Annotated in this window: 24 protein-coding genes; 18 read left to right on the forward strand and 6 right to left on the reverse strand. The window is 71.0% G+C overall.

What is annotated here, in order from left to right; genetic code table 11:
* Positions 1-9: 9 nt before the first annotated feature.
* Positions 10-1,176 carry a betaine/proline/choline family ABC transporter ATP-binding protein gene (locus IE269_RS33120; protein ID WP_189826942.1) on the reverse strand — a complete coding sequence of 389 codons (1,167 nt, stop codon included), beginning with the start codon at positions 1,174-1,176 and terminating at the stop codon, positions 10-12.
* 199 nt (positions 1,177-1,375) lie between these two features.
* Here IE269_RS33120 and IE269_RS33125 point away from each other — a divergent pair, with 199 nt between their 5' ends.
* The 4 genes from IE269_RS33125 to IE269_RS33140 all read left to right on the forward strand — a co-directional run bounded on the left by IE269_RS33125 (position 1,376) and on the right by IE269_RS33140 (position 5,152).
* The gene (locus IE269_RS33125; protein ID WP_229898412.1) at positions 1,376-2,107 is read left to right on the forward strand and encodes an ABC transporter permease; all 732 of its coding nucleotides are present in this window, start codon (positions 1,376-1,378) and stop codon (positions 2,105-2,107) included.
* Between the two features lie 5 nt (positions 2,108-2,112).
* The gene (locus IE269_RS33130; RefSeq protein ID WP_189826943.1) at positions 2,113-2,781 is read left to right on the forward strand and encodes an ABC transporter permease; all 669 of its coding nucleotides are present in this window, start codon (positions 2,113-2,115) and stop codon (positions 2,779-2,781) included.
* Positions 2,782-2,853: 72 nt separating this feature from the next.
* The gene (locus IE269_RS33135; protein ID WP_189826944.1) at positions 2,854-3,858 is read left to right on the forward strand and encodes an ABC transporter substrate-binding protein; all 1,005 of its coding nucleotides are present in this window, start codon (positions 2,854-2,856) and stop codon (positions 3,856-3,858) included.
* A 151-nt stretch (positions 3,859-4,009) separates the two neighbouring features.
* Positions 4,010-5,152: a hypothetical protein gene (locus tag IE269_RS33140; RefSeq protein ID WP_189826945.1), complete on the forward strand. Its 1,143-nt coding sequence runs from the start codon at positions 4,010-4,012 to the stop codon at positions 5,150-5,152.
* A gap of 46 nt (positions 5,153-5,198) precedes the next feature.
* On the opposite strand, the gene IE269_RS33145 is transcribed toward IE269_RS33140, so the two are convergent.
* Positions 5,199-6,359: an NADH-quinone oxidoreductase subunit D gene (locus tag IE269_RS33145; protein WP_189826946.1), complete on the reverse strand. Its 1,161-nt coding sequence runs from the start codon at positions 6,357-6,359 to the stop codon at positions 5,199-5,201.
* 281 nt (positions 6,360-6,640) lie between these two features.
* Positions 6,641-7,666 (reverse strand): SAM-dependent methyltransferase, encoded by a 1,026-nt coding sequence (locus IE269_RS33150; protein ID WP_229898413.1) that lies wholly within the window; start codon positions 7,664-7,666, stop codon positions 6,641-6,643.
* A gap of 105 nt (positions 7,667-7,771) precedes the next feature.
* Here IE269_RS33150 and IE269_RS33155 point away from each other — a divergent pair, with 105 nt between their 5' ends.
* Together IE269_RS33155 and IE269_RS33160 are read left to right on the forward strand one after the other, a co-directional pair.
* Positions 7,772-8,965, forward strand: a complete 1,194-nt coding sequence (locus IE269_RS33155) for a sensor histidine kinase (protein WP_189826948.1) — start codon at positions 7,772-7,774, stop codon at positions 8,963-8,965.
* Between the two features lie 24 nt (positions 8,966-8,989).
* Positions 8,990-9,673 carry a response regulator transcription factor gene (locus IE269_RS33160; protein WP_189826949.1) on the forward strand — a complete coding sequence of 228 codons (684 nt, stop codon included), beginning with the start codon at positions 8,990-8,992 and terminating at the stop codon, positions 9,671-9,673.
* A 10-nt stretch (positions 9,674-9,683) separates the two neighbouring features.
* On the opposite strand, the gene IE269_RS33165 is transcribed toward IE269_RS33160, so the two are convergent.
* Complete coding sequence (locus IE269_RS33165; RefSeq protein WP_189826950.1) at positions 9,684-10,802, reverse strand: DUF5937 family protein; 1,119 nt, start codon at positions 10,800-10,802, stop codon at positions 9,684-9,686.
* A 132-nt stretch (positions 10,803-10,934) separates the two neighbouring features.
* Between IE269_RS33165 and IE269_RS33170 the strand changes: the two genes are divergently transcribed.
* Positions 10,935-11,216, forward strand: a complete 282-nt coding sequence (locus IE269_RS33170) for a hypothetical protein (protein ID WP_229898414.1) — start codon at positions 10,935-10,937, stop codon at positions 11,214-11,216.
* Here the strand turns inward: IE269_RS33170 and IE269_RS33175 are convergent.
* The gene (locus tag IE269_RS33175) at positions 11,213-12,400 is read right to left on the reverse strand and encodes a threonine aldolase family protein (protein ID WP_189826951.1); all 1,188 of its coding nucleotides are present in this window, start codon (positions 12,398-12,400) and stop codon (positions 11,213-11,215) included. The genes IE269_RS33170 and IE269_RS33175 overlap by 4 nt on opposite strands.
* Before the next feature lie 159 nt (positions 12,401-12,559).
* On the opposite strand from IE269_RS33175, the gene IE269_RS33180 reads away from it, so the two are divergent.
* The 10 genes from IE269_RS33180 to IE269_RS33225 all read left to right on the forward strand — a co-directional run bounded on the left by IE269_RS33180 (position 12,560) and on the right by IE269_RS33225 (position 20,758).
* Positions 12,560-13,480, forward strand: coding sequence for a Rossmann-like and DUF2520 domain-containing protein (locus tag IE269_RS33180; protein WP_189826952.1), 921 nt, complete (start codon positions 12,560-12,562; stop codon positions 13,478-13,480).
* Positions 13,477-14,400: a pantoate--beta-alanine ligase gene (gene panC, locus IE269_RS33185; protein WP_189826953.1), complete on the forward strand. Its 924-nt coding sequence runs from the start codon at positions 13,477-13,479 to the stop codon at positions 14,398-14,400. The genes IE269_RS33180 and panC overlap by 4 nt, the downstream gene beginning before the upstream one ends.
* The gene (locus IE269_RS33190) at positions 14,397-16,097 is read left to right on the forward strand and encodes an L-aspartate oxidase (RefSeq protein ID WP_189826954.1); all 1,701 of its coding nucleotides are present in this window, start codon (positions 14,397-14,399) and stop codon (positions 16,095-16,097) included. Before panC ends, IE269_RS33190 begins: the two co-directional genes overlap by 4 nt.
* Positions 16,094-17,116, forward strand: a complete 1,023-nt coding sequence (gene nadC / locus IE269_RS33195) for a carboxylating nicotinate-nucleotide diphosphorylase (RefSeq protein WP_189826955.1) — start codon at positions 16,094-16,096, stop codon at positions 17,114-17,116. The genes IE269_RS33190 and nadC overlap by 4 nt, the downstream gene beginning before the upstream one ends.
* Complete coding sequence (locus tag IE269_RS33200; RefSeq protein WP_189826956.1) at positions 17,116-17,916, forward strand: type III pantothenate kinase; 801 nt, start codon at positions 17,116-17,118, stop codon at positions 17,914-17,916. The genes nadC and IE269_RS33200 overlap by 1 nt, the downstream gene beginning before the upstream one ends.
* 433 nt (positions 17,917-18,349) lie before the next feature.
* Positions 18,350-18,940 (forward strand): hypothetical protein, encoded by a 591-nt coding sequence (locus tag IE269_RS33205; protein ID WP_189827005.1) that lies wholly within the window; start codon positions 18,350-18,352, stop codon positions 18,938-18,940.
* A gap of 13 nt (positions 18,941-18,953) precedes the next feature.
* Positions 18,954-19,148, forward strand: coding sequence for a hypothetical protein (locus IE269_RS33210; protein WP_189826957.1), 195 nt, complete (start codon positions 18,954-18,956; stop codon positions 19,146-19,148).
* Between the two features lie 123 nt (positions 19,149-19,271).
* Positions 19,272-19,715 (forward strand): BlaI/MecI/CopY family transcriptional regulator, encoded by a 444-nt coding sequence (locus IE269_RS33215; RefSeq protein WP_229898415.1) that lies wholly within the window; start codon positions 19,272-19,274, stop codon positions 19,713-19,715.
* A 9-nt stretch (positions 19,716-19,724) separates the two neighbouring features.
* Positions 19,725-20,279 (forward strand): amino-acid N-acetyltransferase, encoded by a 555-nt coding sequence (locus IE269_RS33220; protein ID WP_189826958.1) that lies wholly within the window; start codon positions 19,725-19,727, stop codon positions 20,277-20,279.
* Positions 20,280-20,425: 146 nt separating this feature from the next.
* Positions 20,426-20,758 (forward strand): histone-like nucleoid-structuring protein Lsr2, encoded by a 333-nt coding sequence (locus IE269_RS33225; protein WP_189826959.1) that lies wholly within the window; start codon positions 20,426-20,428, stop codon positions 20,756-20,758.
* Here the strand turns inward: IE269_RS33225 and IE269_RS33230 are convergent.
* Positions 20,737-21,363 (reverse strand): SCO3374 family protein, encoded by a 627-nt coding sequence (locus IE269_RS33230; protein ID WP_229898416.1) that lies wholly within the window; start codon positions 21,361-21,363, stop codon positions 20,737-20,739. The genes IE269_RS33225 and IE269_RS33230 overlap by 22 nt on opposite strands.
* 430 nt (positions 21,364-21,793) lie before the next feature.
* On the opposite strand from IE269_RS33230, the gene IE269_RS33235 reads away from it, so the two are divergent.
* A complete protein-coding gene (locus IE269_RS33235) occupies positions 21,794-24,319 on the forward strand; it encodes an ATP-dependent Clp protease ATP-binding subunit (protein WP_189826960.1) in 2,526 nt (841 codons plus the stop codon).
* Positions 24,320-24,402 lie beyond the last annotated feature (83 nt).

A 24,402-nucleotide genomic window follows, 5' to 3' on the forward strand; every position in this document is an offset into this window, starting at 1 on the left:
CGTGAGGGGTCACCCCACCGTTTCCACTTCCACTTCCCTGCGGGAGACCCTGCGCCCGTCCGCGTCGATGGACCGGCGCAGGGCTTCGTGCAGCCGGGCCGGGGTGAGCACCCCGAGGAACCGGCCCTCGCCCGCATCGTCGATCACCGCGATCCATCCGGCGTCGTGCTGGAGCATCGTCGAGAACGCCTGCTTCAGCGAGGCCCCCACCGGCAGCCAGGCCTCCATCCGGCGCGCGTGCTCGCGCACGGTGCCGTCCTTGCCCCTCTGGTTCGCGGATTCGGCCGGGATCCAGCCGTGCAGGTTGTCCTCCCCGTCCAGTACGACGGCCCAGCGCGCCCCCTGGTCGGCGAGCCGCTGTGCGGCGGTGCGCATCGGGTCGTCCAGGTGCACCACCGGCGGCTGCTCCAGGTCGCTCTCCTCGATCGGTGTCACCGAGAGCCTCTTGAGGCCGCGGTCCGCGCCGACGAAGTCCGCGACGTACGGGGTGGCGGGTGCGCCCAGCACCACGGCCGGTGCGTCGAACTGCTCGATGGTGCCCTGCCCGTAGACGGCGATGCGGTCGCCGAGGCGGACCGCCTCCTCGATGTCGTGCGTCACGAACAGCACCGTCTTGCGGACCTGCGACTGGAGCTTCAGGAACTCGTTCTGGAGGCGTTCGCGGACCACCGGGTCGACCGCGCCGAAGGGCTCGTCCATGAGCAGTACGGGCGGGTCGGCGGCCAGCGCCCGGGCGACGCCGACGCGCTGGCGCTGGCCGCCGGAGAGCTGTTCCGGGTAGCGGGAGCCGTAGACCTTGGGGTCGAGGCCGACCAGGTCGAGGAGTTCGGCGGCCCGCAGGCGGGCCTCGGACTTCTTCACGCCGAGCAGGTGCGGGACCGTGGCGGTGTTGTCGAGGACGGTCTTGTGCGGGAAGAGGCCGACCTGCTGGATGACGTACCCGATCCGGCGACGCAGTTCGACGGGGTCGACCCCGGATATGTCCTCGCCGTCCAGGAATATCCGGCCGTCGGTGGGCTCGATGAGGCGGTTGACCATCTTCATGGTGGTGGTCTTGCCGCAGCCCGACGGGCCGACGAGCGTGACGAGTTCACCTGCGGCGACCTCGAAGGACAGGTCGTCGACGGCGGTCGTTCCGTCGGCGTAGCGCTTGGTGACGTGCTCGAACCGGATCATGGGTCCCCATTGTGGCGGCTGGTGGCGGGTGTTGTGTGAAGAGCGTGTTGCCGGGATGTGGCGGGCCGAACCGGGCCGAGTTCGTTGTCAGTGGTCGGCGCTATGGTCCTTCCACAGGCTTTGAACATACGTTCCCCGTCGGGGTATCGGTTCGGTCACCGGTCGTGTGGAACGGCCGGAGCGGGGGAGGTGGGGACGCGTGAGCGAGCAGAACTGTCTGGTGACGAACGACTGGATATGCGGGGAGTACCTGCGTTCCCGCAGCCAGGAGTTGACCGACGCGACCCTCCAGCACGTGGGGATCACGGTGGCGTCGGTGCTGATCGGACTGGCCGTGGCGCTTCCGCTGGCCGTCCTCGCACGGCGGCACAAGCGCTTCGCCGGACCCGTCCTCGGGCTGACCACGATCCTGTACACGGTGCCGTCGCTGGCGATGTTCTCGCTGCTGCTGCCGCTGTTCGGGCTGTCCTCGGCGCTGGTGATCACGGGCCTGGTGCTGTACTCGCTGACGATCCTGGTGCGGAACATCCTGGCGGGCCTGGAGGCCGTGCCGGAGGAGGCCAGGGAAGCGGCGCGCGGGATGGGGTACGGGCCGTGGCGGCTGTTGTGGGAGGTGGAGCTGCCGCTCTCGCTGCCCGCGTTGATGGCCGGGGTGCGCATCGCGACCGTCTCCACGGTGGCGCTGACCACGGTCGGCTCCATCGTCGGGCGCGGCGGCCTCGGCAACCTCATCGAGGACGCGCTGCCCACGTTCTTCAAGGCGCAGGTGCTCGCCGCCTCCGTGCTGTGCGTGCTGCTGGCGCTGCTCGCCGACCTGCTGCTGCTCGGGCTGCAACGGCTGCTGACGCCGTGGACGCGGGTGCCGAAGGCCCGGCGGGAGCCGCTTCGGGACCGAATACGCAAGTCTTCTGCGGCTGTTGAGGCGGGCTGATCGCGATGGGTGTGCTCGGTGATGCCTGGACCTGGCTGGTCACGGGCTCCAACTGGTCCGGCGAGGGCGGGATCTGGACCCGGCTGACGGAGCATCTGTACGTCAGCGGGGTCGCGCTCGGCATCGCGTGCCTGATCGCGCTGCCGGTGGCCTTCCTGCTCGGGCACCTCGGCAAGGGGGGTGCGCTCGCGGTCAACGTCTCCAACATCGGGCGGGCCGTGCCGGTGTTCGCGGTGCTGGCGATCTTCATGGTCTCGCCGCTGCGCTCCGCCGGGTACGTGCCGACGATCGTCGCGCTGGTGCTGTTCGCGGTGCCGCCGCTGCTGACCAACGCCTACGTGGGGATGCGGGAGGTGGACCGGGCCGTCGTCGAGGCCGCGCGCGGCATGGGCATGAGCGGCCCGCAGCTCTTCCTGCGGGTCGAACTGCCCCTCGCGTACCCCCTGGTGATGACCGGTCTGCGCTCGGCCGCCGTGCAGGTGGTGGCCACCGCCTCGATCGCCGCGATGGTCGGGCAGGGCGGGCTCGGGCGGATCATCACCGCCGGCTTCAACACGTACGACACCGCCCAGGTCGTGGCGGGGGCGGTGCTGGTGGCGCTGCTCGCGCTGGTGGTGGAGGGGGCGCTGGTGCTGCTCGGCCGGGTCTGCTCGCCGCTGCGGAAGTCGGCGTGAGGTGGGTTTCGTAATGCTGTGTCCTCTCGTTCTGTTCCCGCACTTTGTGCATCTCACGGATGGTGAATCCTCATGACCAAGACCTCACGCCTCGCGGGCGCGGTAGTCGGCCTGGTGGCCCTGACCGGTTCGCTCGCCGCGTGCGGCGGCGACAGCCTGGAGAAGGAGAAGCCGGGCGCGGGCGGGGCCTCCGCCGGTGCCGGTTCCGCATCCGGTTCCGGCGGCGGCAAGAAGGGCGAGCTCGTGGTGGGCGCCGCCGCCTTCACCGAGTCCAAGGTGCTGGCGGAGATGTACGCGCAGGTGCTCAAGGACGCCGGGTTCACCACCTCGGTGACCGTCGTCAAGAACCGTGAGCTGTACGAACCCTCCCTGGTGAAGGGCGACATAGACGTCGTACCGGAATACGCGGCGACGCTCGCGGAATTCGTCAACGCCAAGTACCGCGGCCCCAAGGAGGCCGAGAAGAATCCGGTGGCCTCGCCCGATGTCGAGGCCACGGTCAAGGGGCTGAAGGAGCTGGCCGAGCCGGTCGGGATGATAGTCCTGCCGCACGGCGAGGCCGTCGACCAGAACGCCTTCGCGGTGACCAAGGAATTCGCCGAGAAGAACAAGCTCAAGACCCTTTCCGACCTCGGCAAGTCCAAGATCAAGGTCAAGATCGCGGCGGGCGACGAGTGCGCGATCCGGCCGTTCTGCGCTCCGGGTCTGAAGAAGAAGTACGGCATCGACGTCGCGGGAATCGACCCCAAGGGCGTCGGCACCCCGCAGGCCAAGCAGGCCGTGAAGGACGGTGAGGACCAGCTCGTCCTCACCACCACGACCGACGCCACGATCGACAGCTTCGGCCTGGTCTTCCTGGAGGACGACAAGAAGCTCCAGAACGCCGACAACGTGCTGCCCGTGCTCAGTGCCAAGGGCGCGAGCGACCCGGCGATAGCCGAGGCGCTGAACAAGCTCACCAAGGTGCTCACCACGGCCGACCTCGGTGAACTGAACCGCAAGGTCGACATCGAGCGGGCCAAGGAGGCCGACGTGGCAAAGGCCTATTTGGAGTCGAAGGGGCTCCTCAAGAAGTAGCGGAAGAAGCATCAGGAGACGGCCGGAGGGGCGTCAAGAAGCGGCCGAAGTGGAATGTGGGGTACCGCTCGACGTGTTCACCGCGTAACGGGCGGGAACAGATTTACGGGTGGTACCCCATACGTGTCGCGCACACGGTAAATTTCAAGCCATGCCACGTGGACGCCACCGCCATTCCCCACCCCTGCACAAACTGCTGCCGCCTTCGACGGTCGCGGGCGCCTCGCTCGTGATCGCCGGTGGGGCCTGGTTCGTGGCGGAACCTCTGGTGCTGCGGATCCTGGTCGCCGCAGCCGCAGCGGCGGCCGTCACCGGGGCCGCCCTCATGCGCAGTTGGGACCGCACGGCCGGCCGCAAGGTCGCCGAGCTGAACCGCGCCCGCGAGGCCGACGTATGGAAGGCCGAGGAGCGGGTCGCCGATCTGGAGGGCGACCTGGAGGAATCCCGCGCCCTGCGCATCCGGCTGGAGAACAAACTGCGCGCCAAGCGCATCGAGCTGGCCGGGCTGCGCAACGAGCACGCCGCGCTGCTGCGCCGGTACGCGACCGCCGAGACCGAGCGGGCCACCGCGCTGGAGCGCCGCCGTCTGCTGGAGCTGGAGGCGGCGTCCACCGCGCCCAAGGAGCTGACCGCCGCCGCCTCCACGCCGACCCCGGCCGCCTATGCGCGGGCGGCTGCGGCGCTGGAGAAGCTGGCGTCGGGTGCGGGGCGCGAGGTGGAGGTGCGGGCCGTGGCCCAGGCGCCGGCGCGGGTGGAGGAGAAGCCGCAGGACGAGACCCCGGCGGCCGAAGAGGCCCAGGGGCGCACGGGGGCCACGGGGCCCACGGGCTCCACGGGCGTGGAGGCGCTGGCTCCGGTTCCGGCGCCGACCCCGGCGAGTGCGGCGAAGCCGCCCGTACGGACGCCCCAGGTGCCCCAGGTGCCCCAGGCACAGCAGACCCCCCAGGCCCGTCAGACCCCCCAGGCCCCCGTCCCGACCCGCGAACTGCGGGAGCACATGCGCCCGTCCGCCGCGCTCGCCCCGTACGCACCCCAGAACCTGCCCGCCGTCCGCAAGCAGGGCGGATTCGACTTCTTCGGCACGGGCAAGGGAGCCGGCACCCCGGCCGAGCGGGCCGTGCAGGAGGCCGACCGTTCCGACCTGGCCGATGTCGTCGGCGAGGAGGCGCTCGCCGAGCACCGCAGCGCCCGGGGCGTCGACGGGGACGCGGTCGGCGAGGTCATCGACCTCACCGCGCACGACGAGACGGAGCAGCTGGACGTGGTGGGGCTCAGGAGCGTCGCCGGGTCCTGAAACCCCGTACAGCAACCCCCGTACACCAACCCCCGTACGGCATGCCCTACTTGTCGATGTCGCCGACGACGAAGAACAGCGACCCGAGGATTGCGACCATGTCGGCGACCAGCGTGCCGGGCAGCAGCTCGGTCAGCGCCTGGATGTTGTTGAAGGACGCCGACCGCAGCTTGAGGCGGTACGGCGTCTTCTCGCCCTTGGACACCAGGTAGTAGCCGTTGATGCCGAGGGGGTTCTCGGTCCAGGCGTACGTGTGGCCCTCGGGGGCCTTGAGGACCTTCGGCAGGCGCTGGTTGATCGGGCCCGGCGGCAGGTCGGCGATCCGGGTCAGGCAGGCGTCGGCCAGGTCGAGGGCGTTGTGGGTCTGTTCGAGGAGGCACTCGAAGCGGGCCAGGCAGTCGCCCTCGGTGCGGGTGACGACCTTCAGGGTGTCCTGGAGGTCCCCGTACGCGAGGTACGGCTCGTCGCGGCGCAGGTCGAAGTCGACACCGGAGGCACGGGCGATCGGCCCGGAGACGCCGTACGCGTGGACGGCCTCGGCTGACAGGACGCCGACGTTCCGGGTGCGGCCGCGGAAGATCTCGTTGCCGAGGACCAGGTCGTCGTAGATGTTCATCCGGGAGCGGACCGAGGCGACGGCGTCGCGCACCCGGCCCAGCCAGCCCGCCGGGAGGTCCTCCTTGAGGCCGCCGACGCGGTTGAACATGTAGTGCATGCGCCCGCCCGAGACCTCCTCCATCACGTGCTGGAGTTCCTCGCGCTCGCGGAAGGCGTGGAAGACCGGGGTGATGCCGCCGAGTTCGAGGGGGTACGAGCCCAGGAACATCAGGTGGTTGAGGACCCGGTTCAGCTCGGCGAGCAGGGTGCGGGTCCACACCGCGCGCTCGGGGACCTCCATGCCGAGCATGCGCTCCACGGCCATGACGACGCCGAGCTCGTTGGAGAACGCGGAGAGCCAGTCGTGGCGGTTGGCCAGCATGACGATCTGGCGGTAGTCGCGGGCCTCGAAGAGCTTCTCCGCGCCGCGGTGCATGTAGCCGATGACCGGCTCGGCGTGCTGGATGCGTTCGCCGTCGAGGACGAGCTTGAGGCGCAGGACGCCGTGGGTGGAGGGGTGCTGGGGGCCGATGTTCAGCACCATGTCGGTGGATTCGGCGGCACCGCCGATGCCGACGGTGGTCGTCTGCGGGGGCGTCTGCGGTGTCATGGGGGTCAGTATCTCTCGCCTGCGGGGCGGGTGGGGGTGCGGTGCCTGTGCCTGTGCCTGTGCCCGTGCCCGTGCCGGGGGTGTTCGGCGTGGGACCTGGTTCCGTGCCGGGGGTGTTCGGCGTGCGGCCCGGTTTCGGGTCGTACCCGGTACGGCGGGCGCCTGCGGCGGGCTTTCTCCCCGCCCCGCCCCTTCCCGTAAGCGCTCGCCGCACGGCTGGGTGGGGGGGCCGGTGTTTTGCGCAGTTCCCCGCGCCCCTGGAAGCGCCCCTAACAGCGGCCCTAACAGCGGCCCACCCTCTGCTCCAGCCACCCGAAGTCGCCCAGGCCGCCCCGGGCCAGCAGTTCTCCGGCGCTGCTCGCTGCCGAGAGGGCCCGGACGTACGCCGCCGGATCCGTCGACGCCAGCGTCAGCGGGGGACGGGCCCCCGTCACTCCGAGCCGGGTCAGCGCCTCCCGCTGTGTGAGGAGCTCCGTGTGCGCCGCGCCGGGGACGGCCGCCGCGCACGCGTCCAGCGCCACATGCGCCGTCACGTCGCACGACCCGTCCGGAACCGGCCGCACCTCCTGGCCCCCGGCGAATCCGCTCAGCGTGCCGAACGGCGGCCGGGCGTCGAGCGAGTGCGCGTAGTCCACCGCCACCGCCAGGCCCTCCGCCAGCGTGCCCACCGCCGCCGCCCAGGCCTCGTCCCTCGGGCGTCCGATCTCCGCCCGGTGACCGGGCTGTCCGGCCAGCGGCCACCACCGTTCCAGCCATCGCGCGTCCTCGCCCGCGACCGGCGTCCCCAGGCGTTCGGCGCCGTCGTCGGTGCGCACCTCGACGTACCGGGGGACACCCGCCGGGTCCGCCTCCGCGACGTCCGCGGGGACGTTGTCCAGCCACTCGTTGGAGAAGACCAGACCCCGCACCCCCCGGGGCGGCTCCGCGCACCACTCGATGCGGTGGTCGAGCCCGGGCGGGCGGGGCGCCTTCTCGACACCGTACGGGTGTACTTCGACGTCCGGAGGGAGCGCCGCCAGCACCCCCGTCAGCAGCTCCCCGCGACCGGCGCCGATGTCGACCAGGTCGATGCGGGCGAGACGGCGCGGGCCGCCCAGCTCCTCGTACGTCCGCAGCAGGAGCCGTGCGACGGCCTGAGCGAAGAGCGGCGAGGCGTGCACCGACGTACGGAAATGGCCCGCCGGGCCCTCGGGGCGCAGGTAGAAGCCGCCGGGACCGTACAGCGCGCGCTCGGTCGCCGTACGCCAGCCGTGCCACTCGGCGGCGTCCGCGCCGCCCTGCCTGGAAGGTGAAGAACCGTCTCTCACCCGGCAAGTCTCCCCTGCGTCTCCACCTTGGGGAGTAGGGGCCGCACTCTCGGATCGCTCCTCCGGTTGACCCTTCGACCTCTGCTGTTTCCCTACGCTGGACATGTGCAGCGCCTCTACGACTTCATCCGCAGACACCCGACGAGCGTCGACAGCTTCTGGGCTGTGATTCTCTTCGGGATGTCCGCGTTGTCGGAGGGCACGGCCTGGGACGGGCACAGCGTCTCGCTGGGCCTGCTCAGCGTGCTGGTGATGTGTCTGGTGCTGGCACTGCGCCGGCGCTTCCCGGAGCGGATGCTGCTGCTCGCCGTCGCGTGCGGGCTGGGACAGGTGGCGCTGGGCATCGAGCCGCACCTGGCGAACTTCGCCATGTTCATCATCGTCTACACCGTGGCCGCCAACGGGGCCCGCTGGGCCTCCCGGCTGGCGCTCGGCGGCTCCCTGCTGGCGGCGACGATCTCGCAGCTCCGTTGGCCGGTGGACAAGGGCGACGCGGTCGCACCCATCGCGTACGCGGTCTTCCTGACCATCCCCTTCCTCCTCGCCTGGGTGCTCGGCGACTCGCTGCGCACCCGGCGCGCCTACTTCGCGCAGCTGGAGGAGCGGGCGTCACGGCTGGAGCGGGAGCGCGAGGCGCAGGCCAAGGTCGCCGTCGCCGCCGAACGCGCCCGTATCGCCCGCGAACTGCACGACGTCGTCGCGCACAACGTGTCCGTGATGATCGTCCAGGCCGACGGTGCCGCGTACGTCATGGACTCCTCGCCCGACCAGGCCAAGCAGGCGCTGGAGACGATCTCCACGACCGGGCGTCAGGCGCTCGCCGAGATGCGCCGGCTGCTGGGCGTGCTGCGCAGCGGGGAGGCGCCGGAGAGCGGCGAGTACGTGCCGCAGCCCGACGTCCAGCAGATCGAGGACCTGATCGAGCAGGTACGGACGGCCGGGCTCACCGTCGACTTCCGCGTCGAGGGCACCGCCCGCCCGCTGCCCAGCGGCGTCGAGCTGACGGCGTACCGGATCGTGCAGGAGGCCCTCACCAACACCCGCAAGCACGGCGGCCCCGACGCCGGTGCGAGCGTGCGGCTGGTGTACTTCGACGACGGGCTCGGCCTGCTCGTCGAGGACGACGGCCGGGGCGCCGCGCACGAGCTGTACGAGGACGGCGGCGCGGACGGCCAGGGCCACGGGCTGATCGGCATGCGCGAGCGGGTCGGTATGGTCGGCGGCACGCTGGACGCGGGCCCGCGTCCTGGCGGAGGCTTCCGGATCAGCGCGCTGCTGCCGCTCAAGCCCGCACACTGACACCCCTCTGGAAGGTCTCCTCTTATGCCGCCGATCCGCGTGATGCTCGTCGACGACCAGATGCTGCTGCGCACCGGATTCCGCATGGTGCTGGCCGCCCAGCCCGACATGGAGGTCGTCGCCGAGGCGGGCGACGGGCAGGAGGCGCTGGACGTCCTGCGCACCACCGCCGTGGACGTCGTCCTGATGGACGTGCGCATGCCGAGGCTGGACGGGGTGGAGGCGACCCGGCGGATCTGCGCGCAGGAGGATGCGCCGCGGGTGCTCATCCTGACCACCTTCGACCTGGACGAGTACGCCTTCTCCGGGCTCCAGGCGGGGGCCAGCGGCTTCATGCTCAAGGACGTGCCCCCGGCCGAACTGCTGGCCGCGATCCGCTCCGTGCACAGTGGCGACGCGGTCGTCGCGCCGTCCACCACCCGGCGTCTGCTGGACCGCTTCTCGCCGATGCTGCCGAGCACCGGCAAGGAGCCGCAGCACAAGGAGATCGAGAAGCTCACCGACCGCGAGCGCGAGGTGATGCTGCTCGTCGCGCAGGGCCTGTCGAACGGCGAGATCGCCGCCCGCCTCGTCCTCTCCGAGGCCACCGTGAAGACCCACGTGGGCCGCATCCTGACCAAGCTGGGGCTGCGCGACCGGGTGCAGGTGGTCGTGCTGGCGTACGAGACGGGTCTGGTCCGGGCCGGGGGCTCGCCCGGCATCGCCTAGCGCGCGCCGCCTACCGCAGCACCCCCTCCAGGAAGTCGCTGCCGAGGCGGGCCACCACCGTGGTGTCCAGGTGGTGCAGGACGTACCGGCCGCGGCGGCGGGTGGTGAGCAGGCCGGCCTTCTTCAGGACGCCCAGGTGCCGCGACACCTCGGGAGCGGTGATCCCGAGCGTGTCCGCCAGCTCGCCCGTCGTGTACGGAGTCCGGGCCAGGAACCGGCACAGCCGCATCCGCATCGGGTGGGCCAGCGCCTCCAGCCGCTGCTGCAACAGCTGTACGGAAGCGGGCGAGGGCAGCTCGGGGGCGCCCACCGGGTAGTGGATCACCGGCCGCCAGCCGGGGGCGTGCAGCACCAGCAGGTGCGGCCAGCCGAAGCTGCTCGGCATGACGGTCAGACCCGCGCCGACCTCCGGGTCCACCGCGGTGGTGTGGCCCTCGGCGAGCTTGTCGGCCCGTATGCGGTGGGCGCTCTCGTCCAGGGTGAGCGCGGGAGACACCGCGTGCAGCGCCTCGGCCAGGCCCCGGCGCTGGAGCAGGTCGTGCTTGTGCCGGGCGTCGGCGGCGAGCTGGACCCGGACCCGGTTCCAGGTGTCGGCGAAGAAGGCTTCGTTGCAGTCCTCGAACAGCCGCCGCAGCCAGACGCGGACGCAGCCGGGGTCGGAGAGCAGTCGCTCGGTGAAGTCCAGCTGCTTGGGGCCGCGGGCCGCCGCCAGGTCCAGCGAGCGGCCGCGCAGCGACGCGTCCGTCAGCGGCGAGGGGCCGCCCAGCGCGTACATGCTGGAGCAGGTGAACTCCAGGGCCGCCGACACGAACGCCTCGTCGTCCAGCCGGTCCAGGAGGTCCAGGTCCTCGGCGAGCGTCGCACCGGGCCTGCCCGGCCCGCCCTTGACGCCCGCGAAGGGCTGGAACACGTCCGAGAACGTCGTGCGCCACAGGAAGTCGGCCTCGGTGAGCCGGTCTGCCAGGTCCGGCTTGAGCGCGGAGGCGGTCGCCGTCGCCCAGCCGTGCAGGCCCGGGTGGTGGCCCGGCTCGGACAGGGCGTGCAGCGCCATGCCCAGCTCGCCCAGCGGCGAGATCGCGAAGTCGATCCGCTCGGGCGGGAGACCGGTGATGTCCACGGAGACGCTCATGGCCCCATGGTGCACGCCCCCACTGACAATCGGTCCTTCGATTGACGGCGGCCGTCAATCGACGGCGATCCAATTGGCGGGTCCCGTCAATCGGTTGTGCGCGGCGGCGGGGACCGGCGCAGCGTGAGGGACATGACCGCATCCCAGCAGCACCTCTTCGACGCCTACCGTGCCGCCCAGCAGGGCGCCCCGACCCCGCCCGCCCCCGGCCGGCACGACTGGCGGACCGTCCGCGAACTGCGCGACACCGTCCGCGACGACCTCCGCTTCCGCGCGGTCGTCGCCGAGCGGCCCGCCGGGTCGTACGTCCGGGCCGCCCTCGCGCGGGTCGTGACCCGTTTCCGTACGGTACGGAGCAGGCCCGCGACCCCTGCCGCACGGCCCGCCCGTACCCGTACCGCCGACTGCAACTAGCAGCCGGCAGCCAGCAACCAGCCGATACGGCCGAGGAAGCCGGCCAGCGCCTCCCGTACGTCCTCCGCGCTCCACTCCAGCCCCTGCGACGCCACCGTCACCTCGGTCACCGCCACCCCCGGAGGGCCCTCCGGGGCGGTGAACCACCGCTGGAACAGCGCCACTCCGCTCTCCTCCGCCTGCCGCACCGCCGCCTCCGTCAGCGCGTCCGCGTCGTACGGCAGCCACACCTGGAACTGGTGCGTGTGCGGCACCTCGGGATGCACCCGGAACCACGGCGTCCCCGCCTCCCGGAAACCCTCCTCCAGCGCCTGCGCCACCACCTTCGCGTGCGCCACGTACTCGGGCAGCCGGGGCAGCGCCTGCTCCAGGCCGATCAGCGCGCTCAGTGCCGCCGGGTACTGCTGGAACAGGGTGCCCCCGTAGCGGTGCCGCCAGGTGCGCGCCTCGTCGACCAGCGTCGCGGGACCCGCGAGCACCGCACCGGACATCCCTTCCAGCGACTTGTAGAACGACACGTACACCGTGTCGGCGAGCGCCGCGATCTCCTCAAGAGGGCGCTCGAAATGCCCGGTGCACTCCCACAGCCGTGCCCCGTCGAAATGCACCACCGCGTCCCGCTCCCGGGCCGCCTCCACCACCTCCGTCAGCTCCTCCCACGACGGGAGGACGAAACCGGCCTCCCGCAGCGGCAGTTCGAGCATCAGCGTGCCGAAGGGCTCCTCGAAATCGCGCACCTCGTCGGCGTTCGGCAGCCGCGGCTCGCCGGTCGGGTGCACGGTGCGCAAACCGCTCACCTCATGGAAGGCGTTGCGTTCGTGCAGCTCCGGGTGCGCGCGGGGGTGCAGGGCGACGGTGTTGTTCCCGGTGCGCGCCGCCCAGCACCGGAGCGCGATCTGCTGCGCCATGGTGCCGGTGGGGAAGAACACGGCGGCCTCCTTGCCCAGCAGCCGTGCGGTGCGCCGCTCCAGCTCCGCCACGACGCCGTCGCCGTAGATGTCGGCGCCGGCGTCGAGGTCGTACACACTGCCCGCGTGGGCGCTCAGGTGTGCCAGCTGCTCCCCGATCCGGTGCTGGGCGGAGTGCCGGGCGAGCACCCTCTTGGCGCTGTGGAAGGCCGCGCGCCTGCGCTCCTGCGGGTCCGTGTCCGGGGCCGTGCTCGCGTCGTTCGCTTCGTCGCTCATCCGCCGATGATCGCGTACGTCGCGCAAGGGCGTCACCGGGGTTTTCCACCGCCTGTGGACAGGGAACGGCTCACCCAGAGAGGGGCCCGAAACGCTGGCGTAGCATGACGAGCAATCGTCCGGTACCCCCTGCGGACTGGAACGGAAGGCCGTTTCCGCGTGAACCCAACTCCCCATTTTGGCTCTCCCGACCCCGCCGACCGACCCGCCCGGCTCACCGTCGGCGTCGTCGGAGCGGGCCGCGTCGGCTCCGCCCTCGCCGCCGCCCTGCGCCAGGCGGGACACCGCCCGGTCGCCGCCTCCGGTGTCTCCGACGCCTCCGTGCGCCGCGCCGCCACCCTGCTGCCCGAGGTCCCCCTGGTCACCCCCGCCGAGGTGCTGGCCCGCGCCGACCTCGTCCTGCTGACCGTCCCCGACGACGCCCTGCCCGGCCTCGTCGAGGGCCTCGCCGACACCGGTGCGATCCGCCCCGGCCAGCTCCTGGTGCACACCTCCGGGCGGTACGGAACGGACGTCCTGACCCCCGCCCTGCGCGCCGGGGCGCTGCCGCTGGCCCTGCACCCGGTGATGACCTTCACCGGCACCTCCGTGGACGTCCAGCGCCTCGCCGGGTGCTCCTTCGGGATCACCGCCCCCGAGGAGCTGCGGCTCGCCGCCGAGGCCCTGGTCATCGAGATGGGCGGCGAGCCCGAGTGGATCGCCGAAGAAGCCCGCCCGCTCTACCACGCGGCCCTCGCCCTCGGCGCGAACCACCTGGTCACCCTGGTCGCCCAGTCCATGGAACTGCTCCGCACCGCAGGCGTCGAGGCCCCCGACCGGATGCTCGGCCCGCTCCTGGGCGCCGCCCTGGACAACGCCCTGCGCTCCGGCGACGCTGCCCTCACCGGGCCCGTCGCACGCGGCGACGCGGGCACCGTCGCCGCGCACGTCTCCGAACTGCGCAAGCACGCCCCGCAGACCGTCGCCGGCTACCTCGCGATGGCCCGCACCACCGCCGACCGCGCCCTCGCGCACGGCCTCCTCAAGCCCGAACTCGCCGAAGACCTGCTGGGCGTCCTGGCCGAAGGGGACCTGCGATGACCGTTCTCGTCCGTACGGCCACCGAACTGGCCGCACTCGCGCGCACCGGCCGCCGCTGCGTCGTCATGACCATGGGCGCCCTGCACGACGGGCACGCCACCTTGATCCGTACCGCCAGGGAGCGCGCGGGAGCCGAGGGCCAGGTCATCGTCACCGTCTTCGTCAACCCCCTCCAGTTCGGCGCGAACGAGGACCTCGACCGCTACCCGCGCACCCTGGACGCCGACTTCGCCCTCGCCCGGGAGGCGGGCGCGGACGCCGTGTTCGCCCCCGCCGTCGACGAGGTCTACCCCGGCGGCGACCCCCAGGTGCGGCTGTCCGCCGGACCCATGGGCGAACGCCTCGAAGGCGCCACCAGGCCCGGGCACTTCGACGGCATGCTCACCGTCGTCGCCAAGCTGCTCCACCTGACCGCGCCCGACCTGGCCTTCTTCGGCCAGAAGGACGCCCAGCAACTCGCCCTGATCCGGCGCATGGTCCTCGACCTGAACTTCCCCGTCGAGATCGTCGCCGTACCTACTGTGCGCGAGGCCGACGGCCTGGCCCGCTCCAGCAGAAACCGCTACCTGTCACCGCAGGAGCGCACGGCCGCCCTCGCACTGTCGCAGGCACTGTTCGCGGGTGCGCGCGAGACGACTCCCACAGCGGTACGGGAAACCGCGCACCGTCTCCTCAAAGAGGCACCGGGACTGGAGCTCGACTACGTGGCACTGGTGGACCCCTCCGACTTCACCGACGCCGGTGACGGGCACCAGGGCGACGCGGTCCTCGCCGTCGCCGCCCGGGTCGGCTCCACCCGGCTCATCGACAACCTGCCGCTGACCTTCGGCGACGTACCGCAGGACGCCCCAGACGTACCGCAGGACGACACCGACGTACCGCAGCACTCGCAGCAGCACACCCCTGGAGCAGCACCGTGACCGGCATACGTCTCGCCGCCCCCGCCCCCGGCTGGTCCATCGACGCCGACGTCGTGATCGTTGGCTCCGGCGTCGCGGGCCTCACCTGCGCCCTGCGCTGCACCGCCGCGGGCCTGCGCACCGTCGTCGTCACCAAGGCCCGCCTGGACGACGGCTCCACCCGCTGGGCACAGGGCGGCATCGCCGCCGCCCTCGGCGACGGCGACACCCCCGAACAGCACCTGGACGACACCCTGGTCGCCGGCGCCGGTCTCTGCGACGAGACAGCCGTACGCACCCTGGTCACCGAAGGCCCCGACGCCGTACGGCGGTTGATCGCCACCGGGGCGCACTTCGACACCGACCCCGACAGCGGTGCCATCCAGCTCACCCGCGAAGGCGGCCACCACCGCCGGCGCATCGCGCACGCGGGAGGTGACGCCACCGGTGCGGAGATCTCCCGCGCACTGGTGGACGCCGTGCGCGCACAGGCGGTGGAGTTCATCGAGAACGCCCTCGTCCTCGACCTCCTGCGCGACGCACAGGGGCACACCGCCGGTGTCACCCTGCACGTCATGGGCGAGGGCCAGCACGACGGCGTCGGCGCGGTCAACGCCCCCGCCGTCGTCCTCGCCACCGGCGGCATGGGCCAGGTGTTCGCCGCCACCACCAACCCCGCCGTCTCCACCGGCGACGGTGTCGCGCTCGCCCTGCGCGCGGGCGCGGAGGTCTCCGACCTCGAATTCGTCCAGTTCCACCCGACGGTGCTCTTCCTGGGCGCGGGCGCGGAGGGCCAGCAGCCGCTGGTGTCCGAAGCGGTGCGCGGCGAGGGCGCGCACCTCGTCGACGCCGACGGCGTGCGCTTCATGCTCGGCCAGCACGAACTCGCCGAACTCGCCCCCCGCGACATCGTCGCCAAGGCGATCATGCGCCGGATGCAGGAGCAGGGCGCCGCCCACATGTACCTGGACGGGCGGCACTTCGGCGCGGACATGTGGGAGAACCGCTTCCCGACCATCCTGGCCGCCTGCCGCTCCCACGGCATCGACCCGGTGACCGAGCCGATCCCGGTGGCCCCGGCCGCGCACTACGCCTCCGGCGGCATCCGCACCGACCTGCACGGCCGCACCACCGTGCCCGGCCTGTACGCGTGCGGCGAGGTCGCCTGCACCGGTGTGCACGGCGCGAACCGGCTCGCCTCCAACTCCCTCCTGGAGGGACTGGTGTTCGCCGAGCGCATCGCCGCCGACCTCGTCGAGGCCGCCGGCCGTACCCCCGGTGTCCCCACCGAACCCGCCACCGTCCTCCCGCTCATCGCCCCCGACGCCCGCCACGGCATCCAGCAGACGATGTCGCAGGGCGCGGGCGTCCTGCGCTCGGCCCAGAGCCTGGGCGACGCCGCGGACGCCCTGGAGGCCGTGCACCTGGGCGCCCGGCACGACGCCGCAGGTTCCGGCAAGTCCGCCGAACCCGGCGTCGAGTCCTGGGAGACCACGAACCTGCTGTGCGTCTCGCGCGTACTGGTCGCCGCCGCCCAGGAGCGCGAGGAGACCCGCGGCTGCCACTGGCGCGAGGACCACGCCGACCGCGACGACGCCCAGTGGCAGCGCCACCTCGTCGTACGGCTCACCGACGACCACCGCCTGGTGGTGTGCCGGACCGACACCGCCGCATTCGAGCCCGTACAAGAAACCCTCCCGAAGGAGCAGCACCAGTGAGCACCCCCGAGAACCCCCAGCTCCTCCCGCAGGCGGGCGGCTGCGGCGACGCCTGCGGCTGTTCCGGTGGAGCAGCCCCCCAGGAGGACGGCACGTACGACCTCTCCGACTGCGGCCTGGACCCCCACCTCGCCCAGCTCCTCCTGGACTGCGGCCTGGACCCCATCGAGGTCGAGGACATCGCCAACGTCGCCCTCGCCGAGGACCTCGCGCACGGCGTCGACGTGACCACCGTGGCGACCGTCCCCGAAGAGGCCGTCGCCACCGGTGACTTCACCGCCCGCGAGGCGGGCACGGTCGCGGGCCTGCGCGTCGCCGAGACGGTGCTGTCCATCGTCTGCACCGAGGAGTTCGAGGTCGAGCGGCACGTCGAGGACGGCGACCGCGTGGAAGCCGGCCAGAAGCTCCTCACCGTCACCACCCGCACCCGCGACCTCCTGACGGCCGAACGCAGCGCCCTGAACCTCCTGTGCCGCCTCTCGGGCATCGCCACCGCCACGCGCGCCTGGGCGGACGTCCTGGAGGGCACCAACGCCAAGGTCCGCGACACCCGCAAGACCACCCCGGGCCTGCGCTCGCTGGAGAAGTTCGCGGTGCGCTGCGGCGGCGGCGTCAACCACCGCATGTCGCTCTCCGACGCCGCCCTGGTCAAGGACAACCACGTGGTGGCCGCCGGGGGAGTGGCCCAGGCCTTCAAGCTCGTACGGGACGCCTTCCCGGACCTCGCCATCGAGGTCGAGGTCGACACCCTCGCGCAGGTCACCGAGGTCCTGGAGGCGGGCGCCGACCTGATCCTGCTGGACAACTTCACCCCGGAGCAGACCGCCGAGGCCGTCGCCCTGGTCGCCGGCCGGGCCGCCCTGGAGTCCTCCGGCCGCCTCACCCTCGACACCGCGCGCGCGTACGCCGACACGGGCGTCGACTACCTCGCCGTGGGCGCGCTCACGCACTCCTCGCCGATCCTCGACATCGGCCTGGACCTGCGCGAGGCGCACACCGACACCGGGGTCGGCGTCTGATGCTCCTCACCATCGACGTCGGCAACACCCACACCGTCCTCGGCCTGTTCGACGGCGAGGAGATCGTCGAGCACTGGCGCATCTCCACCGACCCCCGCCGCACCGCCGACGAACTGGCCGTGCTGCTCCAGGGGTTGATGGGCATGCACCCCATGCTCGGCAACGAACTGGGCGACGGCATCGAGGGCATCGCCATCTGCGCCACCGTCCCCTCGGTCCTGCACGAGCTGCGCGAGGTCACCCGCCGCTACTACGGCGACGTCCCCGCCATCCTGGTGGAGCCGGGCGTCAAGACCGGTGTGCCGATCCTCATGGACAACCCCAAGGAGGTCGGCGCGGACCGCATCGTCAACGCGGTCGCCGCCGTCGAGCTGTACGGCGGCCCGGCGATCGTCGTCGACTTCGGTACGGCCACCACCTTCGACGCGGTCTCCGCCAAGGGCGAGTACGTCGGCGGCGTCATCGCCCCCGGCATCGAGATCTCGGTGGACGCCCTCGGCGTCAAGGGCGCCCAGCTCCGCAAGATCGAGCTGGCCCGCCCGCGCAGCGTCATCGGCAAGAACACCGTCGAGGCCATGCAGTCGGGCATCGTGTACGGATTCGCCGGGCAGGTCGACGGGGTCGTCGCCCGCATGGCCCGCGAACTCTCCCCGCAGGACCCGGACGACGTCACCGTCATCGCCACCGGCGGCCTCGCCCCGATCATCCTCGGCGAGGCCACCGCGGTCGACGAGCACGAGCCCTGGCTCACGCTGATCGGCCTGCGCCTGGTGTACGAGCGCAACATCGCCCGTATGTGAGCCGGCTGCGCCCCGGCCGTGAGCCGACGGCGGTCCGACGCCCCCGGGACTTCCCCGCGAAGCCCCGGGGGCTTCCGCTTGTAAGGGAGCCGCGCAGCCCGCCCGCCCCTGTGCAACCCCCGCCCGCTCCTGCGGGTCGTACTCCGCATGGACCGCCGGACGCTCTTCCGCAGTACTTACTGTGCGAGGCCCCGCGCAACAGCGGCGACCGCAGCCGCCCGTCGGCAACGGCGGCCCCGACCCCGACCCGGCGAACAACTCCGCCCCGATCCGCGTCGAGGTCCTCCGGTGACCGCCGGATCGCGTCGAGGCCGCCCGACGGCCGTCCGTGCATTCCGCCCGGCAACGCGCCACCGATCACCCGATAAACGAAATTTGTCCGCTTAGCACTTAAAGTCACCACATGCCCACGCCATACGGTTCCCGCGGCGGCATGGCGTTCAGCGCAGACGAACTGCGTGTGCTCCGGCGCGCCCTCGCCCTCGCCCTCCACCCCGCCCCCCTTCCCTCCGACGAGGTGCGCGAGTGCCTGCGCCTGGCGGAGTCCGTCGACGAGGCCATCCGCGAGGCGGGCAGGCTGCGCGCCTTCCTGCTCGCCGACCTCGCCCGCTACCGGGCCGCCCTCCCCGGCTCCGCCACCGGCTACCTGGAGCTCCTCCAGGACGCCCTGGCGGCCGGCTACCGCCCCCAGCCCGACGACCTTGCCGCCCTGCGCAACCTGCGCAAGCTCCCGCTCGCCGCGGCCCTCCTCGGCCGCTGCCAGGGCATCGCGGAGCGTTCGGTACGGGCCAGGCTCGCCCGTACGAGCACTCCCTCGGTCACCCCCGCCGCCCCCGCACCCCGCACCCGCCTCACCGCCCTCCCGGGCGGCCGCGCCGACACCGGACCGGTGCGGCCCGCCGCCCCCAAGGAACCGGCACCGGCCGACACCCCCTCGCGGGGCCGCCCGATGCCCACCCCCTCCGAGGCCTTCCCGCCCCGCAAGCGGCCCGCGCCCCCCGGGGAACGACGCGAAGCGAGCTAGCTACTCTGGAGGCATGGACTATGTCTCCGCGCTTCTGCCCCCGGTGGTGATGGCCGCCTTCTTCATCGGTCTCGTCGTGACGATCGTCAAGACGCAGGGCGGCGCCAACAAGACCAAGGAAGACCGCATCGCCGACGCCGCCGTCGCGGCCACCACGGCTCCCGGCCGGCCCGTCGACACCACGGCGAAGCGCGACAGCGACAGCTAGACCGTCAGCAGACGCACCGAAGAGGGGCGTGCGATCCGGAACTCACCGGACCGCACGCCCCTCTTTTCCTGCGCCCCGCCCGAATAGCCAGGAATTCCTGATATCTCCCACTAGGGTGGCGCTGTGCCACGCCGATTGGGAGAGCTGGAAGACGCCGTCATGACGCGCGTGTGGCAGTGGAACCGTCCGGTCACCGTGCGGGAAGTCCTCGAAGATCTTCAGAAGGACCGTTCCATCGCCTACACCACCGTGATGACCGTAATGGACAATCTCCATCAGAAGGGCTGGGTGCGCAGGGAAGTCGACGGCAGGGCCTATCGATATACCTCGGTCTCCACGCGCGCCGCCTACTCGGCCGCACTGATGAACGAAGCCTGGTCGACCAGTGACAACCCGGCGGCCGCCCTTGTCGCGTTCTTCGGGATGATGTCCGCCGAGCAGCGCGAAGCACTTCAGGACGCGATGCGCGTCGTGCGGCGCGACGACGACACGGAAGATTCGGCTCCAGTCCCGGATGTCCCGGAAACGGAACTCCCCAGTGAGGGTGCGAACCCGACGGGGCGATAGCGTCCGGACATGGCCCCAGATCGTATTGCGCCCGCAAAAACCGGCACGGCAGCCAAGCCGGAAGCCATCACCGTCCGCAGGGCGCGCACCAGTGATGTGCCGTCGATCCGCGCCCTTGTGGACGCCTACGCACGCCAGAGCATCCTGCTCGACAAAGCGAACGTGACCCTTTACGAGGACATCCAGGAGTTCTGGGTCGCCGAACGCGACGAGGACGCCCGGGTGATCGGCTGCGGCGCGCTGCACGTCATGTGGGAAGACCTCGCGGAAGTGCGCACTCTCGCCGTGGACCCCGACTTCAAGGGCGCGGGTGTGGGACATCGTGTGCTGGACAAACTTCTGCAGACCGCCCGCTGGATCGGAGTGCGCCGGGTATTCTGCCTGACCTTCGAAGTCCAGTTCTTCGCGAAGCACGGCTTCGTGGAGATCGGTGAGTCGCCGGTCGACGGAGATGTCTACAGCGAGCTGCTGCGTTCCCATGACGAGGGTGTGGCGGAGTTCCTCGGTCTCGAACGAGTGAAGCCCAACACCCTGGGCAACAGCCGGATGCTTCTGCACCTGTGAAGCGTCAGTAGTCGCCTGTTGTCCTATGTCCGAATCGCGCACGTTTCCCGTGTTCTTGCGGTACTGAACCTCCCACAGGGGTTTGTGTTTTCCCCGGAAAAGCGGTTTCCTTTCCGCGTACTGCATTTTCGATGAAAGGAAATCCGGTGGCGCAGAAGGTTCAGGTCCTTCTTGTTGACGACCTCGACGGCGTCGAGGCGAACGAGACGGTGACGTTCGCTCTGGACGGCAAGACCTATGAGATCGACCTCACCACCGCGAACGCGGAGAAGCTCCGCGGGCTGCTCGACCCGTACACCAAGAACGGCCGTCGCACGGGCGGCCGCAGCGCCGGCCGCGGCAAGGCGCGCGTTGTTTCCGGTGGTGCCCAGAACACGGCCGAGATCCGTAAGTGGGCGAAGGACAACGGCCACGATGTGAGTGCCCGCGGCCGTGTTCCCGCAGCGGTGCGCGAGGCCTACGAGAAGGCCAACGGCTGAGCCTGCCGCATTTTCGGCAGTCCCGTATTCAGGTCGAGGTCCTTGTCGTTCGCGTTGATCAATCGGGTCCGGTGGCATTCCGTCGCCGCCGCGGCCAGAAGGCGTACGAGATCGGGGGCATCCCCACTGCCCCCGATGCCGGCGAAGGCCGGAAGCGCCCGGGTTCCCCCGCACCCCGGCATTGGGGGCCGCAGCCACACGGCGGCCCCGTCCGCAGCCGGGGCGTCGAAGCCCGGCGGGGCGGGAGCGGCGATCAGGCCGCCCGTACCGGTCGCCCGCAGGTCCAGCGCGACGGAGCCCCACTCCAGCCAGTCCAGGAGTGACGGCACTTCGTCCGCGCTCCCCGCGGCGACCAGCAGCCGCATCCGCCGCCCCAGCAGGGCGACGGGCCCGGTGGGTCCGATCCGGCGCAGTACGGCGTACCCCGCTTCCGCGGGAAGTTCCAGTACGTCGAAATGCCTGCCGGTGGGCAGCAGAACCGGTTCTCCGGGGGCGTGGACGGTGGCCCAGCCGAGTTCCTCCTCGTACCAGAGGGCCAGCAGGGCCCGCTGTGCGTCGTCGCCGCAGGGCTGCGACGGGCGGGGGCGGGGAACGGAGGGGGCCATGCCCGGAGCAACTCCCGAACCGGCCGGTGGTTACGCTGAGTCCGTCACCGGATGCGCTCTGTGGGCGAAATGGGGGCGTGTGCGCGCATCCGACGGCGCAAGGATGTTCGCCCGTAGCTGAGGGAACCGGCGTGCGCCGCATGGAGTGTCAGTGCTTGCGGGTAAGACAGTCCTAGTGGGGAGGGGCGACACGCACGCAAAGCGGTCCCACGTTCGCCATCGGCGTAGTGGCGATAGGGGTAACTGCTTGGCCTGCGGGAACATCGTCTCGCACCATCGAGTTGAGGAAGTAGTCGGCTGTTCAGGCCGGGAGGCAAGAACGGGTGTCGGCAGTTGGAATGAGCTGTCCCGCCCCGCGGGACTAGCATGCGGAAGGACAGGGAGGGGACCGACCCCTTAACTGCCCGACCGCTCTGAGGAGCGAATAACGATGTTCGAGAGGTTCACCGACCGCGCGCGGCGGGTTGTCGTCCTGGCTCAGGAAGAAGCCCGGATGCTCAACCACAACTACATCGGCACCGAGCACATCCTCCTGGGCTTGATCCACGAGGGTGAGGGTGTCGCCGCTAAGGCCCTGGAGAGCCTCGGCATTTCGCTTGAGGCGGTTCGCCAGCAGGTCGAGGAGATCATCGGTCAGGGGCAGCAGGCCCCGTCCGGTCACATTCCCTTCACCCCGCGTGCCAAGAAGGTCCTGGAGCTGTCGCTCCGCGAGGCCCTCCAGCTCGGCCACAACTACATCGGCACCGAGCACATCCTGCTCGGCCTGATTCGCGAGGGCGAGGGCGTCGCCGCCCAGGTCCTGGTGAAGCTGGGCGCCGATCTCAACCGGGTGCGGCAGCAGGTCATCCAGCTGCTCTCCGGATACTCGGGCAAGGAGACCGCCGCAGCCGGCGGCCCTGCGGAAGGCACGCCTTCCACGTCCCTGGTGCTCGACCAGTTCGGCCGGAACCTCACCCAGGCCGCTCGTGAGTCCAAGCTCGACCCGGTCATCGGGCGCGAGAAGGAGATCGAGCGGGTCATGCAGGTGCTGTCCCGCCGCACCAAGAACAACCCGGTCCTCATCGGCGAGCCCGGCGTCGGCAAGACCGCCGTCGTCGAGGGCCTCGCGCAGGCCATCGTCAAGGGCGAGGTGCCCGAGACCCTCAAGGACAAGCACCTCTACACCCTCGACCTCGGTGCGCTCGTCGCCGGTTCCCGCTACCGCGGTGACTTCGAGGAGCGGCTGAAGAAGGTCCTCAAGGAGATCCGCACCCGCGGCGACATCATCCTGTTCATCGACGAGCTGCACACGCTCGTGGGTGCGGGTGCCGCCGAGGGCGCCATCGACGCGGCCTCGATCCTGAAGCCGATGCTGGCCCGCGGTGAGCTCCAGACCATCGGTGCCACCACGCTCGACGAGTACCGCAAGCACCTGGAGAAGGACGCCGCTCTCGAGCGCCGCTTCCAGCCCATCCAGGTCGCGGAGCCGTCGCTGCCGCACACCATCGAGATCCTCAAGGGTCTGCGCGACCGGTACGAGGCCCACCACCGTGTCTCCATCACGGACGAGGCCCTCGTCCAGGCAGCGACGCTGGCGGACCGCTACATCTCGGACCGCTTCCTCCCGGACAAGGCGATCGACCTGATCGACGAGGCCGGATCCCGCATGCGCATCCGCCGGATGACCGCGCCGCCGGACCTCCGCGAGTTCGACGAGAAGATCGCGAACGTCCGCCGCGACAAGGAGTCGGCCATCGACTCCCAGGACTTCGAGAAGGCGGCCTCCCTCCGCGACAAGGAGAAGCAGCTGCTGGCGGCGAAGGCCAAGCGCGAGAAGGAGTGGAAGGCCGGCGACATGGACGTCGTCGCCGAGGTCGACGGCGAGCTCATCGCCGAGGTCCTCGCGACCGCGACCGGCATTCCCGTCTTCAAGCTGACGGAGGAGGAGTCCTCCCGTCTGCTGCGCATGGAGGACGAGCTGCACAAGCGCGTCATCGGCCAGAAGGACGCCATCAAGGCGCTCTCCCAGGCGATCCGGCGCACCCGTGCAGGCCTCAAGGACCCGAAGCGTCCCGGTGGCTCGTTCATCTTCGCCGGCCCGTCCGGTGTCGGTAAGACCGAGCTGTCCAAGACGCTCGCCGAGTTCCTCTTCGGCGACGAGGACGCGCTGATCTCCCTCGACATGTCGGAGTTCAGCGAGAAGCACACGGTCTCGCGTCTCTTCGGTTCGCCCCCCGGCTACGTGGGCTACGAAGAGGGCGGCCAGCTGACCGAGAAGGTCCGCCGCAAGCCGTTCTCCGTCGTCCTCTTCGACGAGGTGGAGAAGGCCCACCCGGACATCTTCAACTCGCTGCTGCAGATCCTGGAGGACGGTCGCCTGACCGACTCCCAGGGCCGCGTGGTCGACTTCAAGAACACCGTCATCATCATGACGACGAACCTCGGCACCCGGGACATCTCCAAGGGCTTCAACCTGGGCTTCGCCGCCCAGGGCGACGTCAAGACCGGGTACGAGCGGATGAAGAACAAGGTCAACGAAGAGCTCAAGCAGCACTTCCGCCCCGAGTTCCTCAACCGTGTCGACGACACGGTGGTCTTCCACCAGCTCAGCCAGGAAGACATCATCCAGATCGTCGACCTGATGATCGCCAAGGTGGACGAGCGCCTCAAGGACCGCGACATGGGCATCGAGCTCAGCGGTGACGCGAAGCAGCTCCTCGCCAAGAAGGGTTACGACCCGGTGATGGGCGCCCGGCCGCTGCGCCGGACGATCCAGCGCTCGATCGAGGACGTCCTCTCCGAGAAGATCCTCTTCGGCGAGCTGCGCCCCGGTCACATCGTGGTCGTCGGCACGGAGGGCGAGGGCGACGCGAAGGAGTTCACCTTCCGCGGCGAGGAGAAGGCGACCCTGCCGGACACCCCGCCGATCGAGTCCGCGGCCGGTGGCAACGGGCCGAACATGACCAAGGACGCGTGACGCTTGGCGCTTGCGTCGAGGTGAGTGCGTAGGGGTCGGCCCCGGAAACCTGACGGTTTCCGGGGCCGACCCCTTTGCGTTTG

Origin of the sequence: Streptomyces spiroverticillatus (genome assembly GCA_014650415.1) — a bacterium.
Taxonomy (GTDB): Bacteria; Actinomycetota; Actinomycetes; order Streptomycetales; family Streptomycetaceae; genus Streptomyces; species Streptomyces spiroverticillatus.

Coding starts and splice junctions, on each gene's coding strand:
- IE269_RS33220 (WP_189826958.1), top strand. CDS start 19,725: ATGGCCCCAGATCGTATTGCGCCCGCAAAAACCGGCACGGCAGCCAAG.
- IE269_RS33230 (WP_229898416.1), bottom strand. CDS start 21,363: ATGGCCCCCTCCGTTCCCCGCCCCCGCCCGTCGCAGCCCTGCGGCGAC.
- IE269_RS33170 (WP_229898414.1), top strand. CDS start 10,935: ATGACCGCATCCCAGCAGCACCTCTTCGACGCCTACCGTGCCGCCCAG.
- IE269_RS33160 (WP_189826949.1), top strand. CDS start 8,990: ATGCCGCCGATCCGCGTGATGCTCGTCGACGACCAGATGCTGCTGCGC.
- IE269_RS33140 (WP_189826945.1), top strand. CDS start 4,010: ATGCCACGTGGACGCCACCGCCATTCCCCACCCCTGCACAAACTGCTG.
- IE269_RS33175 (WP_189826951.1), bottom strand. CDS start 12,400: ATGAGCGACGAAGCGAACGACGCGAGCACGGCCCCGGACACGGACCCG.
- IE269_RS33120 (WP_189826942.1), bottom strand. CDS start 1,176: ATGATCCGGTTCGAGCACGTCACCAAGCGCTACGCCGACGGAACGACC.
- IE269_RS33210 (WP_189826957.1), top strand. CDS start 18,954: ATGGACTATGTCTCCGCGCTTCTGCCCCCGGTGGTGATGGCCGCCTTC.
- IE269_RS33145 (WP_189826946.1), bottom strand. CDS start 6,359: ATGACACCGCAGACGCCCCCGCAGACGACCACCGTCGGCATCGGCGGT.
- IE269_RS33130 (WP_189826943.1), top strand. CDS start 2,113: ATGGGTGTGCTCGGTGATGCCTGGACCTGGCTGGTCACGGGCTCCAAC.
- IE269_RS33205 (WP_189827005.1), top strand. CDS start 18,350: ATGGCGTTCAGCGCAGACGAACTGCGTGTGCTCCGGCGCGCCCTCGCC.
- IE269_RS33165 (WP_189826950.1), bottom strand. CDS start 10,802: ATGAGCGTCTCCGTGGACATCACCGGTCTCCCGCCCGAGCGGATCGAC.
- IE269_RS33235 (WP_189826960.1), top strand. CDS start 21,794: ATGTTCGAGAGGTTCACCGACCGCGCGCGGCGGGTTGTCGTCCTGGCT.
- IE269_RS33135 (WP_189826944.1), top strand. CDS start 2,854: ATGACCAAGACCTCACGCCTCGCGGGCGCGGTAGTCGGCCTGGTGGCC.
- panC (WP_189826953.1), top strand. CDS start 13,477: ATGACCGTTCTCGTCCGTACGGCCACCGAACTGGCCGCACTCGCGCGC.
- IE269_RS33200 (WP_189826956.1), top strand. CDS start 17,116: ATGCTCCTCACCATCGACGTCGGCAACACCCACACCGTCCTCGGCCTG.